The following is a 15,000-nucleotide window of genomic DNA, read 5'->3' as shown; positions in this document are numbered from 1 at the left end:
ATTTTTTAGAAAGTTATGAATTTAAAAATTACTGTTTATCAATTAGTTACAATCAAGTCTTTGTTCTAACAGCGAAGCGGTCTTGATTCTTTAATCGGACACTACTAATTTTTTTCTAATAAATTCCATGTTTAAAAACACTATTTTTTTGGAATTTAGAGTTTTGTTTTTTGGAATTTTATTTTATAATTGCAGGTTCTACCCATTTAAATTGAAATGAGTTTTCAGGAATCTTCATGCGCTCAGATATACGATACATTCTAGCAGGAAGTTTCATTAAATAATCTCTAGCTTTTTCAGCTTCATCTGAAAGATTAGTAATTTTATCAATTTCCCAACGTTCAATTAACTTTTGAAGAATATCTACATAATCCGTAGAGGTGTAAACGCCAATACGTTGTGCCGTATTTGAGAATTCCTCAAAAGCGGAACTTAATTTACCCCCAGACTCTCTTAAAAAATGAGCGGGCATGGTGATTTTTTGCTTCATCATATAATGAAAAGCCATCATCATTTGGCTAGGATCTACTTTAAAAATACGCTCTACAAACTCAGAATACGCATGATGGTGGCGCATTTCATCACCAGAAATAATTTTACACATTTTTGACAAACGTTTATTGCCTTTATCTTTTGCAATTTTTGCTACTCTATTATGCGAAATATAAGTAGCTAATTCTTGAAAACTAGTATATACAAAGTTTTTGTATGGATCTCTGTCTGTTCCAATATCAAAACCATCAGCAATTAGGTGGTGCGTAGTTTTTTCAATTTCTTTCATGTTTACTCTACCAGAAAGATATAGGTATTTATTAAGCACATCGCCATGTCTGTTTTCTTCAGCAGTCCATTGACGCACCCATTTACCCCAACCATTTTCACCATTTACTTGGTCTACACCTTCAACATCCATCAACCAAGATTCGTAAGTTGGTAAAGCTTCTTCAGTAATCATATCACCTACTAAAACTACCCAAAAATCATAAGGTAAATCTTTGGCTAATTCTCTAATCTCTCTAACCTCTTCAAAAAAAGCACTATCTGTAGTTTCAGAATTTGGCAAAAAATCTGTAGGTTGCCAAATACTGTCTACTGGGATTAAATATTTCTCCATTAATGCATCAACGTCTTTTTCTAAAAACTGCATCACCTCTAATCTCTTATTCTTTAAAGACATTTGTAACTTTTTTAATGTTCAATATGATTTTTTATTGTCGATTCAATACTATTTATAAGCTCTTGCTTATCAACAAAGGTAGCTAATTCTATAGGTTTATGTACGGTAAATTTAAGATGATTGCCTATGCCCATGGGGAAATTCCCATAGCGCAACATTTTCCAAGAGTTGTTTACGGTTATAGGAACAATTAATGCTGAAGGCACTTTTTTAAATAGAATCTCTAATCCTTTAGTCTGAAAAGGTTTGGGTGTACCATTTTTACTTCGTGTGCCTTCTGGAAAAATAACAGCCGCACGCTTTGTGCTTTCAATATACTCACCAAATTTCATTAATGCCGGTAAAGATTGTCTAGGGTTTTTTCTATCGATTAAAGCGGCACCTCCATGGCGTAAATTGTACGACACACTAGGGATGCCTTTACCTAATTCAATTTTACTAATAAATTTCGGATGATGTTTTCGCATATACCACGTAAGCGGGTATATATCATGTAAACTTTGATGATTTGCCACAATAATTAAAGGGCGATTAAAATCAATGTTATGAGGATTGTTGAATGAAAAACGTGTGCCTAAAATATGAGCGCATTGCATTAAACAAAGTTGTAAAAAATCTACACTTTTTTTATGAGCTTGATAGCCAAAAAGGTTAAAACATAGCCATTGTAGAGGATGAAGCACAACTAGTACTAATCCAAAAAACACATAATAAATAACGGATAATGGATATGAAAGTAATTTAATCATGCCGCAAAATTAACTTAATGAAGTAAAATGGCATAAAAAAACCACAATTTAATCGTGGTTTAGTATTTTATTCAGTTTGATTTCCCTCTTTCCTTTGGAGAGAGGCTATTTACAATGATCGTTATAAGCATCAACAAGGTTTTCTGCAATTAATTCTGCAGGTCTTCCTTCAATGTGATGACGCTCTAACATGTGCACCAATTCTCCATCTTTAAATAACGCCATACATGGTGAACTTGGAGGAAACGGAACCATATGTCCACGAGCTGCATCAACGGCTTCTCTATCTACACCTGCAAAAACAGTTACAATATGGTCTGGTTTTTTAGCGTTTTGTAAACTCATTCTAGCGCCTGGGCGAGCATTCGCTGCTGCACAACCACAAACCGAATTTACCACAACAAGCGTAGTGCCTTCTTTTGCTATAGCCGCATCAACCGCCTCGGCAGTATGTAATTCTTCAAAACCAACTTTGGTTAAATCCTCACGCATTGGTTTTACTAATTCTGCTGGATACATATTTTTAAATTTTTTATTTTATAATTAATAATTGTACAAAGTTAATCAAAAATCATGCAATTTAGTGAGACTATCATTTTATAAGTTGTTTTTACAACGCCGTAAAATGATATAGTTGAACTAATCCCGATGTCTATGGGGAACTCATAAATTATTGTTAATCTTTTTCTGGGCGTTCCCTTAAAACGCTTATGGCGTTATAAGGTCAGGCTATCCGTTATATCTTTCTGCGAAGCAGTCCCGAACTTGCTTCGGGATCTCTAACTATTAAATAATTTTTATTTATAAAGAAAATATATAGTATCAATTCTTCGCATAAAGGATGCCACTTCTATCCTTAACGCAGTACAATTGTAACAAAAGGATAAAAAATTCAACTAACAATAGTATATTTGGACGTATTAAAAACAAAAAAATTACATGAGTTTTTCAAAATGGATAGGAGGTGCTTTAGGATGGTCGTTTGGTGGTCCAATAGGTGCAATTATTGGATTAGCCATAGGAAGTGTTATAGATGCTATGGCAGATGGTGGGGGTAACCCGCTTTTAGGAGAAAGGGAATCGAGAGGTCGCCAGAGAACAACTTACAGAACACAACCCAGACAACGCCCTCAAACCCAATCGGGCGATTTTGAAGTGAGCCTACTCGTTTTAGCCTCTGTAGTTATTAAAGCCGATGGAAAACAAGACCAACGCGAGTTAGATTTTGTGCGTCAGCAGTTTACAAACATGTATGGAAAAGCCCGTGCAAATCATGCTTTTAAATTGTTTAAAAATATAAGTAAGCAACATGTTTCAGTAAGGCCAGTGTGTCTGCAAATCCGCCAAATGATGGATCACCCATCACGTTTGCAACTCATGCATTTCTTATTTGGCATAGCAAAAGCTGATGGCACAGTCACAAATGATGAAGAACGTCAAATATATACTATGGCAGGTTATTTAGGCATTAGTTCTAGAGATTATGAAAGTATTAAAGCCATGTTTTATAACAGTAGTGATAATGCTTATAAGGTTTTAGAAATAACGAAAAGTGCTTCTGTAGATGAGATTAAAAAAGCCTACCGAAAAATGGCTAAAAAATACCACCCAGATAAAGTGATTCATTTAGGTAAGGAACACCAAGAAGGCGCTGAAGAAAAATTTAGACAAGTACAAGCGGCTTATGAGCAGATTCAGAAAGAGCGTGGGTTTTAGTTGGACAAATCCTATAAACTCAAAATCTGCATCAAAAAACGTAATATTTTAAATGGATCAAGAAGGTATTAAAATAAAAATAATAGAAGAAATTTCGAAGACTGAAAAGGCAATTTTAGACTATAAAGAATTGACAAAACCTATAGCTCCAGATGTTTCTATTGGTAGAGTAAGTAGAATGGATGCTATAAATAACAAAAGTGTCACTGAAGCATCTTTGCGTCAAGCCGAAATTAAATTGGGAAACCTAAAGCGTGTACTCGAAAAATTTGGAACCCAAGACTTTGGTGTTTGTTTAAAATGCAAACAACCTATCCCAATAGGTAGAATTTTAATTCGCCCACAAAGTTTATTATGTGTCAATTGCGCGAGTTAGAATAGAATGGTTTTAATCTTAGAATTAAATTTTATTAGACTTCACTTAAAATAATTAAATTGCATACGATTTCTTAAATCAATGAATTCATTTTGACTTTTTGTTTTTAACCGAAAATAAGCTGAAATCTGTTCAGATGAGACTGTTTTTGAAAGGAATAGCATCGCTACGCATAAAAAAATAGACGAAAGATGGGCGAATTTCAGCCGTTTTTTAGGAAATAGAAAAGGACAAGGTGAATTCACCTATATCAATCAAATTTTTTAAGACATGAAAAATATTTTCGACGCTAAAGAAACCAACACAGTTATTGATAGAATTAATAAACTAGAGCCAATAACAAAACCGTTATGGGGAAAAATGAGTGCAGACCAAATGTTAGCACATTGCAACGTTACTTACGAAATGGCTTTTGAAGACAAACATGCAAAACCAAATGGGTTTACAAAATTTATGCTAAAGCTATTTGTTAAAAATACGGTTGTAGGAAGCAAACCTTATAAAAAGAATAGCAGAACAGCACCACAATTTTTAATTACAAATGCTAGAAATTTTGTAGAAGAAAAAGCGAGATTAATAGACTATTTAAAGAAGTCACAAAGTTTAGGAGAAAATCATTTTGATGGGATGGAATCACATTCTTTTGGAAAATTAACAAAACAAGAATGGAATAACATGTTTTACAAACATTTAAACCATCATCTAAATCAGTTTGGAGTTTAATAAAAAACCAGCTAGACAAAAATGAATAACTGGTTTAAAATATTTTGATTAAATAGTAATTATTTACTCATATACGTTTTAGTGTTATTACCTTTTTCAAAAATCATAACTAATTTCTCATCAGCGTTGTAATATAATGCTGTTAATTTCCAGCCTTCACTTTTTGTAGCTTCCACTAAACATTTACGCACGTCAGGGTTGCTTAAATTCAAACTTGAATTGACAATGTCATCAGCCTTTACATCAATTGAAAGTAAAAGTATCATGGCTACGAATAATAATTGTAATTTTTTCATTTTGTTAGGGGTTTTAAGGATTATTAATATTTACATACAAGATTATGGCAAATTTTAATAATTCTTAAAAAAAATGGTTGATTGCCCCTTATTGCTCGTTCAATCAACGATGTAGCCTACAAAAAGCGTATTTATTCGGTGAAAAGACTGGTGTAAATTTGAGTATTTTAAAGTCTTAGTTAAATTTATTTACTTAAAAACAACTGAAGACTGCTTACTATCAACTGTCAACTTAACAGTTCTACCTAAAATCAAAGCCCGATTATCTTTTTCATGTCCCGCAGGCATATTAAAAGCAATAGGGAAATCATAATCCGCTAAAGCATCTAAAATAAGTTGCTCTACAGAAGTTCCCCAAAGTGTCGTATTTGTTCTAAGTTTAGTCATATCACCAACAATAACACCTTTACAATTATCAAAATAACCCGCACGTTTTAGACTTTGTAACATGCGGTCAATATGATATTTGTATTCGCCGATTTCTTCAATAAACAAGATTTTCCCAAAAGTATCAATACTTGTTTTAGATCCTAACATAGTATGAAGCATTGTTAAGTTACCGCCAACCAATTGACCAGAAGTAGTACCAGTTTTATTATAGCTTGAACCTTTTAAAGTATAGCTTAAAGGGTTGCCGAAAAGGGTGTTTTTTAAGGTTGAAATACTGGCTTCAATCTCAGACTCATCTTTTGGTAAACTCACGCACATAATGGCATGCAAACTTTCTACACCTTCATTATGTATTTGATTTTGAAGTGCTGTTATATCAGAATACCCAATAAGCCATTTTGGGTTTTGTTTAAACTTTGAATAATCTAGTTTATCTAAAATCCTAACCGTTCCGTAACCGCCACGTGCACACCAAATGGCACTAATTTTTGGGTTGTCTAGAGCGTTTTGTAGATCTTCACAACGCTCATCATCAGTTCCGGCAAAATGATCTGCTTCACTAAACACATGTTTTCCAACAACAGAATGCAGTCCCCAACGTTTTAAAAGTGCTTGAGCTTGTTGCACTTCGTCTGTTCTATTTTTTAAAATTCCTGATGGCGCAACAATAGCAACCGTATCGCCTGTTTTTAAGTATGGTGGTTGTTTCAATGTATTGTTTTGTTTTTCATTAGCTATGTTTTGTGATGCTGATTTTTCTATTCCGAAGAAAAAAACAACACAAAACAAGCTTAAAATTAGTAGGTTTTTCGACATAATGTAAATGTACATTTTTTTAGTGAAACTCTATTTTGAAAAGTCTGAAAGACGCATTCAAAATAGCAAGCTGAACTAATCCCGCTGTAGAGCGGGATCTCATAATTAAATTCCGAATTTGAAAAAGTTTAAACCAGTTCAATATCTTGAAGTAAGGCATTGCACTTTAAGCTGAACTTATTGCAGTAATTTCTTAATCTTTATGTTTAATACTTTTTTTCTAAATAGCCCTCAAATTGTTTACTTTTACGGTTTCAAAATGAACCGTCATTCCGACCGAAACGGAGTTTGCCTGTACTGAGCGCAGTCGAAGTACGGGAATCTGTTGAATGAGAACCCCAATTCATGAGATTACCACAGTCGAATCTCATTCGCAATGACTTTGAAATTAGCATGTTTTGTCCCCTCGAGCGCAGTCGAGAGGTTTTTAATCAGGTCTCGACTGCGCTCGACCAGACAACAGTTTTACAGAAAAAATGAGCAAGCCAAAACGATATACAATCACCACAGCACTTCCATATACAAACGGACCTATTCACATTGGGCATTTAGCAGGGGTTTATGTGCCTGCGGATATTTATGCACGCTATTTACGCTTAACAGGGAATGATGTAGCATTTATTGGTGGAAGTGACGAACATGGTGTGCCAATTACTATTAAGGCAAAAAAGGAAGGTGTATCGCCTCAAGATGTAGTTGATAAATATCATGCGATTATTAAGAAATCGTTTGAAGATTTTGGAATAACTTTCGATAATTATTCACGTACATCGGCGCCTATTCATCATAAAACAGCTTCAGATTTTTTTAAAACTTTAGATAAAAAAGGTGAATTTATAGAAGAAACTACAGAACAGTTGTATGATGAAGAAGCAAATCAGTTTTTAGCAGATCGTTTTGTTGTGGGAACTTGCCCTAAATGTGGTAATGAAGAAAGTTATGGCGACCAATGTGAAAACTGTGGAACGAGCCATAATGCTACAGATTTAATTAATCCAAAATCGGCAATTACAGGAAATGTACCGACTTTAAAGCAAACAAAACACTGGTTTTTACCTTTAGATAAACATGAAGCGTTTTTAAAAGAATGGATTCTTAAAGGTCATAAAAAAGATTGGAAACCCAATGTTTACGGACAATGTAAATCTTGGATTGATGATGGGCTACGTCCACGAGCGGTAACCAGAGATTTAGATTGGGGAATTCCTGTGCCAGCAGAAGGAGGAGAAGGCAAAGTGCTATACGTTTGGTTTGATGCGCCTATTGGTTACATTTCTTCAACCAAAGAATGGGCAGACCGCGTTGGAAAAGACTGGGAACCGTATTGGAAAGATAAAGACACTAAACTAGTTCACTTTATAGGAAAAGATAATATTGTATTTCACTGTATTATTTTTCCAGCCATGTTAAAAGCCGAAGGCAGTTATATCCTTCCAGAAAATGTGCCTGCAAATGAGTTTTTAAATTTAGAAGGCAATAAATTATCCACGTCTAAGAATTGGGCGGTTTGGTTACCTGAGTATTTAAAAGAATTTCCAGGTCAGCAAGATGTGTTGCGTTATGCATTAAATGCTAATGCGCCGGAAACGAAGGATACCGATTTTACTTGGAAAGATTTTCAAGCTAGAAATAATAATGAGTTAGTAGCTATTTTCGGGAACTTTATAAACCGAGTAGTCGTGCTTACCAACAAATATTATGAAGGTATAGTGCCGGCTCCGAGTAATTTCACCCAAGTTGATGCCGAAATTTTAGCTAAAATAAAAGCGTATCCAGATGTCATTGCAAGTTCAATAGAGCGTTATCGTTTTAGAGAAGCGGGACAAGAATTAATGAATTTAGCACGTTTGGGTAATAAATATTTAGCAGATGAAGAGCCTTGGAAAGTCATTAAAGTTGATGAAGCCAGAACACAAACTATTATGTATGTGTCGGTTCAAATAGCTTCGGCATTAGCGACTTTATGTGAACCTTTTTTACCGTTTACATCAACAAAACTGAAAGGTATTCTTAATGTCACGTTGAGCGCAGTCGAAACGTCTTGGAATGAAGTAAGCACAAAAGAAACTTTATTGCCAGCAGGACACAAAATAGGAAAAGCAGAATTATTATTCTCAAAAATTGAAGATGAAACCATCCAAAAACAACTCGATAAATTAGAAGCAAGTAAAAAGGCAAACGAAGCGGCCAACAAAACATTAGAACCTCAAAAAGACACCATCACTTTTGAAGATTTCACAAAGTTAGATGTTCGAGTAGGCACCATTTTAGAAGCCGAAAAAATGCCAAAAACCAAAAAGCTATTAAAACTTAAAATTGATACAGGTATTGATACAAGAACCATTGTGTCTGGTATTGCTGAAAGTTTTAATGCGGAAGAAGTTGTTGGAAAACGTGTAACTGTATTAGTGAATTTAGCTCCAAGAGCGTTACGAGGTGTTGAAAGCCAAGGTATGATTTTAATGACTGAAACGGCAGAAGGTAAATTAGTGTTTGTAAATCCTGATGATGCCAGTGTTGGCAATGGGTTAAGTATTAGTTAAAAATTCGTTATATTGCGCCAACACTTTCACAAAAAACACTACATTTATGCTTAATTGCTGTAAGTTAAAATGAGATATCCTGTATTACCAAATACACCAATAAAAGAAATTATATTTTCGATTTCATATGACGAGATTGTTGATAAAGATTGTTTTGAAAAATTTGTTAATTTAGAGTTTATTAAAAATAGATTTTCAGACATAAAGCCTTCTGTTACTAATCAATTCAAAATTACTGACAAAGGAATTAACATGTCAAATGATAATAGTGGATTTCATTTGAAGAATAATAACGAAGTTTTGCAAATGCGAAAAGGTTCATTATCTTATCATTTCCTACATGAATATTGTTCTTTTGATGAAATTTTAGAAATTTTATTAAAACTTTGGAGTACTTTTGATAAAGTAACTAAAGATAATTTAACAGTAAATAATGTTTCTGTTAGATATATAAATGTTATTGAAGTAAATAATGAAAACCCAGTATCTGAATTAATTCAGTTATATCCTAAGCAATCAAAAAACAGAAATATTGTAAAGTTTCAAAACTCGGTAACGTTCTCATACACGAACGAACCAGAATATATTATAAATGCGGTGTCTACTCAACCTAAAGAAAATTTAGTTTTATTGGATATTAGTGTAAATAAAAATATAAAGAAAACTAAAATTGATTTAGCAGAAAGTTTTAAACCTTTGAGAGAAATAAAAAATAGAGTCTTTTTTGATTCAATTACCGCAAAAGCTCTTTTAAAATATAGCGTCTAGATTAAAAAACTAAATTATGGAAAATTCATTAAACAACTTGACCAATGACTTATTCTTAAGACAATCAGAACTCTTTGGTGAAGATTATGAAGAGACAGGACATATTCACACTTTTAATGACTTAAGTATTTCTGATTTAGATGATTGGTTTAATAGTGTTTTAACTAAATTTGATTTTTTGAATGAAATTCAAATTAAAAGTTTTCAAAATTTTGTTATAAAACTAAATTATGTACTGCGTCAAATTGACCCAAATAAATTAAAAATAAATGATGATTCCGTTGAGGATTCTGATTTATTATTATGGAGAGAGTCTGATAAAGGTATATCTATGATTACTTTTGACGAATTTGGTCAAATTGCTTACAATTATGTAGGGAAAAATGGAAAAAAAGTTAAGGGCGTTTTTAATCAAGATGTTGACATGGAAAAATTATTGTATAAATTTATTTCTATGTAATTCTTCAAAGCAATTAATGCAATGTCAATTACCATATATTCCTAAAAGGCTTCATTCATTTGGAAAACATATTATAGAAGAATTTTTTATTGGAGAGGAATTATATTATAGATGTAAACTTGGTCAATGTTCCAAGCCTTATCTATCTATAAGCCTTTATGATGTCTCACACAATCGGAATTTTAATGATTCAAAATTATATCCTAAAGAGGATGTGTTATTTGATATTAATGAAAACACTGATATTGAACAAATCGAAAATAAAGATATTAGTATTTCAGTTATAAAATCTTTAAGCCAAAATAATACATTTGAGAAAGAAATTATTTCAGATGATGATCCAGATATTATTGTAAATATTAAACTAATACATAGTCCTGTTCCTTGTATGTATTCACATTGTGCTTTTCAAATATCTCTTAAAGATGATATTATTACTAAAGAAAATTATTCTAAAACATTGGGCAAGAAACCTAAAGTTTATAAAAATTTGAGGCGTGATATTAGAATAGAATTAACATCAATTATATATTCATCAGTTATAGATAATAATTCTGAAACTGAAATTATTACAGATTTGTAAAATTATTGAGACATAATATTGCTTGGATAAGTGCTATCATATTTAAAAATTCTATTTAACAACCAACCTTTTAGTTTCTTGCTTATTGTTTTCATCTGTAGCTTGTATTAAATATATACCACTTTTTAAATCAGAAACATCCATTTTTATAATACTTTTATTAAAATGGTAAATAGCGACACGTTTGCCTAAAACGTTAATCAATTCAATACTTTTAATCTTATTTGTTCCTAAAACAAAAAGCTCATCTTGTACTGGATTAGGATAAAATTTGAATACTGTTGTTTCTTCAAGATTGTTTTTCACTACCTGTTCTTGTGAAAAAGACACATTACAAATAAAAAATAAGAATAAGCAGTTAAACAAAATTTTCATATTGAATAAATTTTACATAATAAGTTTATTGTTAACGCAATATAAAGCAGTTAATTTCATTTAAATGCTATTTTGTTTTTAAAAAAGTGAGAATGTCTTATTATGGAGTTGAAGAAATCTGTAACTTTACAAAAAAGGTATATTATGTTATCAAAAATCATAGAAGACGCACTAAATAATCAAATTCGAATAGAAGCAGAATCTTCTCAAATTTATTTAGCCATGGCATGTTGGGCAGAGGTTAAAGGTTTAGAAGGCGTTTCTAATTTTATGTATGCACAATCTGATGAAGAACGTGAACACATGTTAAAATTAATAAAGTTTGTGAACGAGCGCGGAGGTCATGCGCAAATTTCGCAATTAGCTGCACCAAATGTGACATTCAAATCAATTAAAGAAATGTTCGAAAAACTGTTTGAACATGAAGTTTATGTGTCTCAAAGTATAAACGAATTAGTGCACATCAGTCTTCAAGAAAAAGACTATGCATCGCACAACTTTTTACAGTGGTACGTTGCAGAGCAAATTGAAGAAGAAGCTGTAGCGCGAACCATTCTTGATAAAATAAATATGATTGGTGATGATAAAGGCGGGCTATATTTATTTGATAGAGATATTGAAAATTTAACAGTAACTACGGCAGCTGCAAATACGCCCCAATAATTTTAACATTTAAGCTTATTTAGATTTAATAAAAATAACCTATTTTTGCACAACGATTTGAATATTACATTCTGTTTTGGGCAAAAAGAAGAAAAAGAAAGCAATTAAAAAATTACGAAAATTAGGTATTGAATTGCCTAAAAAAGTAAAAGACAGTTGCTGTAAAAAATTTAAAAAAGGTGAGAACAAGCGTTGTGAAAAATGCCCTTGTTTTGATTTGGTTAAAAAAGTGGCTTAAGTTTTTGTAAAGTTAAATTAAGCTATAAATTAGACCTGTCAGGTTTTTAAAACCTGACAGGTCTTTTTAATTGAAAAAGAATGATAGATTATATAATTTCAAATACGAAACTACCTAAACAATCGGTAAAAAACACGATTGAATTACTTAATGAAGATTGCACCATCCCTTTTATTTCGCGTTACAGAAAAGAACGCACGGGAAATTTAGATGAGGTTCAAATAGGAGAAATCGTTAAGCTTAAAGAGCAATTTGAAGCTTTAGAAAAACGAAAAAAAGCCATTTTAAAAGCTTTAGAAGAACAAGCTGTTTTAACTCCAGAATTAAAACAAAAAATAGAAGCTACTCAAGATATAACCACACTTGAAGATTTATACTTACCATACAAGAAAAGCAGAAAAACCAAAGCAGAAAAAGCACGCCAAAATGGATTAGAACCACTCGCTAAAATCATAATGAGCCAAAATGTTAACGATATCGAATCCATAGCATTTAAATATGTGAAAGGCGAGATAAATTCAGTTGAAGACACTTTAGAAGGGGCGCGACACATTATTGCCGAATGGATTAATGAACGAACCGATATAAGAAATAATATTCGTCATCAATTAGAGCGTTTCGCTATGATTTCCACGAAAGTGATAAAAACAAAGGCAGCGGATGAAAAAGCGCAAAAGTTTAGAGATTATTTTGATTGGGAAGAGCGCTTAAGCAGAATTCCATCACACCGATTGTTAGCTATTTTAAGAGCCGAAAGTGAAGGGTTTATTCGTGTTAAAATTGAGATAGATAATGATAAAGCTTTAGATAAAATTGAAAGTAGAATGATTCGCCCCGATAGCTATCGGGGTAATAACGCTTGCGCGCCTAGCCTGCCTGCTGGCAGGGAACAAATAGAACTTGCCATTAAAGATGCTTACAAACGATTATTATTACCGTCCTTAAGTAATGAAGCGTTGCAAATTGCAAAAGAAAAAGCCGATGAATCTGCAATTATCGTATTTGCTAAAAACCTAAAACAATTATTATTAGGGTCGCCATTAGGTGAAAAACGCGTTTTAGCCATAGACCCAGGATTTAGAACAGGTTGCAAAGTGGTATGTTTAGACGCTCAAGGGCAATTAAAATATAACGAAACCATTTATCCGCATCCACCAAAAAGCGATAGCATCGGAGCTATGAAAAAAATAGGCTCGTTAGCCGATGCTTATAAAATTGAAGCCATAGCCATTGGAAATGGCACCGCTTCAAGAGAAACAGAAGCTTTGATTAGAAAAGTGCATTTTAAAAACGATGTAAAAGTGTTTGTGGTGAGTGAAGCAGGAGCTAGTATTTATTCAGCTTCAAAAATTGCTAGAGAAGAATTTCCAAATTATGATGTTACGGTTCGGGGTTCAGTTTCTATTGGGCGTCGTTTACAAGATCCGCTAGCCGAATTGGTAAAAATTGATGCAAAATCTATTGGCGTTGGTCAATACCAGCATGATGTAGATCAAACCAAACTTCAAAAGCAATTGGATGTTGTGGTAGAAAATTGTGTAAATGCTGTTGGTGTAAACATCAATACAGCAAGTAAACCGTTGCTAAGCTCTGTTTCAGGTATTGGTTCAAAACTAGCCGAAAATATTTTCAATTACAGAAATGAAAATGGCGTATTCACATCTAGAAAAGAGATTAAAAATGTACCACGTTTAGGCGAAAAAGCCTTTGAGCAAGGCGCTGCATTTTTGAGAATTAAGGGTGCTAAAAACCCATTGGATGATTCTGCAGTACATCCTGAAAGTTATGGGATAGTAACTAAAATGGCTAAAGATTTGGGTAAATCAGTTCATGATTTAATTGGAAATAAAGATGTACTTCAAAAGATTGATTTAAAAAAATATTGCACAGATTCAGTTGGGCTGCTAACGCTTGAAGATATCATTAAAGAACTTGAAAAACCTGGTTTGGATATTAAAGAGCAAGCTAAAGTATTCACCTTCAATCAAAATATAAAAACGATAAACGACTTACGCGAAGGACAGCTACTTCCAGGAATCGTCAATAACATAACAAACTTTGGATGTTTTGTAGATGTTGGTATCAAAGAAAGTGGATTAATTCATGTATCAAACTTATCTGATTCATTTGTAAAAGATGTAAACGAACACGTGAGTTTGCATCAACAAATTATTGTAAAAGTGTTAGAGGTAGATATTCCACGTAAGCGTATTCAATTAAAATTACATAAATAAAAAATGCGAACCAACAAGTTCGCATTTTTTATAGTTTTAAATCCAATGGTGTTCGATTAAAATTTGTAAGATAGTCCGAACGATAGATTGGGTATAGTCTAAAAGTTTTTTTTGAGATATGCCCCTTACTTTTACAACAAGTAAAAAATTAAAAGCTTTCTGAAATGATAAATCTATTGTAGATTGATTATCAATGCGTTAAAATCAAGTCTTAATTCTATATTCTATTAGCGCAGCGGTCTTGATTCTTTTATCGGACAATAATGTTTTAAAACAGATCCTTTTATCTATTCATATGCTTTATTTCTTCAATAAAAGTGTCTAAATCCACACCGTTACCAACTAGTGTTAAAGCCTTATCAACAATATACTTTACGTTTACAGCATGAAAACCAAGACCAACCCCAATTTTCTTTAAAAGCAGCATTTCTGGGTCACCTTTTATGGTATCAACATGTATCATACGCACTAAATCATATAAACGCTCTAATCTATGGTCGTAGGATATAGGCGGGTTTATAGGATGCGACTGATAATCTTTCAAAATCACTTTATAATCCCCTTCGCTAATGTTTAAGTTTCGCGCTAACCTATCCAAAAACTGCTTTTCATCATTAGTAATTACACCATCGGCCATAGCCACACGAACAATTGCTGCAAAATGGTTCTCATTACGCTTTTTAAACCCACTATCAAATAAATCTGAAAACGACATATATCTTTGTTTTTTTAGTGCTACAAACCTACATATTTTTTTTAAGAATTTAATCCGAAATTTTAATTTTTTGGCCATTACCACAAGGGTCGGGCACCACTCTCCCGATTATCATCTGGATCAAACAGACCGTTCAATCCCTAATGCGAGAGAAGAGCTAAACCACACCTTTTTAGTT

General features: G+C 32.7%; 16 protein-coding genes. 9 read left to right on the top strand and 7 right to left on the bottom strand.

Translation table 11 applies throughout. From position 1 onward, the window contains the following. Positions 1-178: 178 nt before the first annotated feature. The 3 genes from AAC024_RS04295 to AAC024_RS04285 form a co-directional block, all read right to left on the bottom strand. Positions 179-1,177, bottom strand: coding sequence for an acyl-ACP desaturase (locus AAC024_RS04295; protein WP_339893978.1), 999 nt, complete (start codon positions 1,175-1,177; stop codon positions 179-181). A gap of 11 nt (positions 1,178-1,188) precedes the next feature. Further along, entirely contained in the window at positions 1,189-1,926 is a 738-nt protein-coding gene (locus tag AAC024_RS04290) for a lysophospholipid acyltransferase family protein (protein ID WP_339893977.1), read from the bottom strand. Positions 1,927-2,031: 105 nt separating this feature from the next. Beyond that, positions 2,032-2,445 carry a BrxA/BrxB family bacilliredoxin gene (locus AAC024_RS04285; protein ID WP_339893976.1) on the bottom strand — a complete coding sequence of 138 codons (414 nt, stop codon included), beginning with the start codon at positions 2,443-2,445 and terminating at the stop codon, positions 2,032-2,034. 420 nt (positions 2,446-2,865) lie between these two features. On the opposite strand from AAC024_RS04285, the gene AAC024_RS04280 reads away from it, so the two are divergent. The 3 genes from AAC024_RS04280 (at position 2,866) to AAC024_RS04270 (ending at position 4,741) form a co-directional block, all read left to right on the top strand. Beyond that, a complete protein-coding gene (locus AAC024_RS04280) occupies positions 2,866-3,642 on the top strand; it encodes a TerB family tellurite resistance protein (protein WP_339893975.1) in 777 nt (258 codons plus the stop codon). Positions 3,643-3,694: 52 nt separating this feature from the next. Continuing rightward, a complete protein-coding gene (locus AAC024_RS04275) occupies positions 3,695-4,018 on the top strand; it encodes a TraR/DksA C4-type zinc finger protein (RefSeq protein ID WP_339893974.1) in 324 nt (107 codons plus the stop codon). 270 nt (positions 4,019-4,288) lie between these two features. Further along, positions 4,289-4,741: a DUF1569 domain-containing protein gene (locus AAC024_RS04270; RefSeq protein WP_339893973.1), complete on the top strand. Its 453-nt coding sequence runs from the start codon at positions 4,289-4,291 to the stop codon at positions 4,739-4,741. Positions 4,742-4,800: 59 nt separating this feature from the next. Here the strand turns inward: AAC024_RS04270 and AAC024_RS04265 are convergent, their stop codons facing one another. Together AAC024_RS04265 and AAC024_RS04260 are read right to left on the bottom strand one after the other, a co-directional pair. Continuing rightward, a complete protein-coding gene (locus AAC024_RS04265; protein ID WP_339893972.1) occupies positions 4,801-5,037 on the bottom strand; it encodes a hypothetical protein in 237 nt (78 codons plus the stop codon). A gap of 189 nt (positions 5,038-5,226) precedes the next feature. Next, entirely contained in the window at positions 5,227-6,258 is a 1,032-nt protein-coding gene (locus tag AAC024_RS04260) for an LD-carboxypeptidase (RefSeq protein WP_339893971.1), read from the bottom strand. Between the two features lie 461 nt (positions 6,259-6,719). On the opposite strand from AAC024_RS04260, the gene metG reads away from it, so the two are divergent. From metG to AAC024_RS04240, 4 genes are all read left to right on the top strand, one after another. Further along, positions 6,720-8,786, top strand: coding sequence for a methionine--tRNA ligase (metG, locus tag AAC024_RS04255; RefSeq protein WP_339893970.1), 2,067 nt, complete (start codon positions 6,720-6,722; stop codon positions 8,784-8,786). Between the two features lie 69 nt (positions 8,787-8,855). Beyond that, positions 8,856-9,554, top strand: a complete 699-nt coding sequence (locus AAC024_RS04250) for a TIGR04255 family protein (RefSeq protein WP_339893969.1) — start codon at positions 8,856-8,858, stop codon at positions 9,552-9,554. A gap of 16 nt (positions 9,555-9,570) precedes the next feature. Next, positions 9,571-10,014, top strand: a complete 444-nt coding sequence (locus tag AAC024_RS04245) for a hypothetical protein (protein ID WP_339893968.1) — start codon at positions 9,571-9,573, stop codon at positions 10,012-10,014. Positions 10,015-10,030: 16 nt separating this feature from the next. Then, positions 10,031-10,597: a hypothetical protein gene (locus AAC024_RS04240; protein ID WP_339893967.1), complete on the top strand. Its 567-nt coding sequence runs from the start codon at positions 10,031-10,033 to the stop codon at positions 10,595-10,597. A gap of 51 nt (positions 10,598-10,648) precedes the next feature. On the opposite strand, the gene AAC024_RS04235 is transcribed toward AAC024_RS04240, so the two are convergent. Continuing rightward, entirely contained in the window at positions 10,649-10,972 is a 324-nt protein-coding gene (locus tag AAC024_RS04235) for a T9SS type A sorting domain-containing protein (protein ID WP_339893966.1), read from the bottom strand. 144 nt (positions 10,973-11,116) lie between these two features. Between AAC024_RS04235 and AAC024_RS04230 the strand changes: the two genes are divergently transcribed. Together AAC024_RS04230 and AAC024_RS04225 are read left to right on the top strand one after the other, a co-directional pair. Continuing rightward, positions 11,117-11,635 carry a ferritin gene (locus AAC024_RS04230; protein ID WP_339893965.1) on the top strand — a complete coding sequence of 173 codons (519 nt, stop codon included), beginning with the start codon at positions 11,117-11,119 and terminating at the stop codon, positions 11,633-11,635. A 318-nt stretch (positions 11,636-11,953) separates the two neighbouring features. Continuing rightward, positions 11,954-14,107: a Tex family protein gene (locus AAC024_RS04225; protein ID WP_339893964.1), complete on the top strand. Its 2,154-nt coding sequence runs from the start codon at positions 11,954-11,956 to the stop codon at positions 14,105-14,107. 283 nt (positions 14,108-14,390) lie between these two features. On the opposite strand, the gene AAC024_RS04220 is transcribed toward AAC024_RS04225, so the two are convergent. Beyond that, positions 14,391-14,822, bottom strand: coding sequence for a TerB family tellurite resistance protein (locus AAC024_RS04220; RefSeq protein ID WP_339893963.1), 432 nt, complete (start codon positions 14,820-14,822; stop codon positions 14,391-14,393). Positions 14,823-15,000 lie beyond the last annotated feature (178 nt).

It is taken from the genome of uncultured Algibacter sp., from assembly GCF_963976535.1.
Classification (GTDB): Bacteria; Bacteroidota; Bacteroidia; order Flavobacteriales; family Flavobacteriaceae; genus Algibacter_B.
The sequence above is the reverse complement of the archived record's forward strand: the minus strand, read 5'-3'. Positions and strand labels throughout refer to the sequence as shown.

Excerpts from the sequence above, each read along its gene's own strand:
- AAC024_RS04295 (WP_339893978.1), bottom strand. The coding sequence starts at position 1,177 with ATGTCTTTAAAGAATAAGAGATTAGAGGTGATGCAGTTTTTAGAAAAA.
- AAC024_RS04290 (WP_339893977.1), bottom strand. The coding sequence starts at position 1,926 with ATGATTAAATTACTTTCATATCCATTATCCGTTATTTATTATGTGTTT.
- AAC024_RS04285 (WP_339893976.1), bottom strand. The coding sequence starts at position 2,445 with ATGTATCCAGCAGAATTAGTAAAACCAATGCGTGAGGATTTAACCAAA.
- AAC024_RS04280 (WP_339893975.1), top strand. The coding sequence starts at position 2,866 with ATGAGTTTTTCAAAATGGATAGGAGGTGCTTTAGGATGGTCGTTTGGT.
- AAC024_RS04275 (WP_339893974.1), top strand. The coding sequence starts at position 3,695 with ATGGATCAAGAAGGTATTAAAATAAAAATAATAGAAGAAATTTCGAAG.
- AAC024_RS04270 (WP_339893973.1), top strand. The coding sequence starts at position 4,289 with ATGAAAAATATTTTCGACGCTAAAGAAACCAACACAGTTATTGATAGA.
- AAC024_RS04265 (WP_339893972.1), bottom strand. The coding sequence starts at position 5,037 with ATGAAAAAATTACAATTATTATTCGTAGCCATGATACTTTTACTTTCA.
- AAC024_RS04260 (WP_339893971.1), bottom strand. The coding sequence starts at position 6,258 with ATGTACATTTACATTATGTCGAAAAACCTACTAATTTTAAGCTTGTTT.
- metG (WP_339893970.1), top strand. The coding sequence starts at position 6,720 with ATGAGCAAGCCAAAACGATATACAATCACCACAGCACTTCCATATACA.
- AAC024_RS04250 (WP_339893969.1), top strand. The coding sequence starts at position 8,856 with ATGAGATATCCTGTATTACCAAATACACCAATAAAAGAAATTATATTT.
- AAC024_RS04245 (WP_339893968.1), top strand. The coding sequence starts at position 9,571 with ATGGAAAATTCATTAAACAACTTGACCAATGACTTATTCTTAAGACAA.
- AAC024_RS04240 (WP_339893967.1), top strand. The coding sequence starts at position 10,031 with ATGCAATGTCAATTACCATATATTCCTAAAAGGCTTCATTCATTTGGA.
- AAC024_RS04235 (WP_339893966.1), bottom strand. The coding sequence starts at position 10,972 with ATGAAAATTTTGTTTAACTGCTTATTCTTATTTTTTATTTGTAATGTG.
- AAC024_RS04230 (WP_339893965.1), top strand. The coding sequence starts at position 11,117 with ATGTTATCAAAAATCATAGAAGACGCACTAAATAATCAAATTCGAATA.
- AAC024_RS04225 (WP_339893964.1), top strand. The coding sequence starts at position 11,954 with ATGATAGATTATATAATTTCAAATACGAAACTACCTAAACAATCGGTA.
- AAC024_RS04220 (WP_339893963.1), bottom strand. The coding sequence starts at position 14,822 with ATGTCGTTTTCAGATTTATTTGATAGTGGGTTTAAAAAGCGTAATGAG.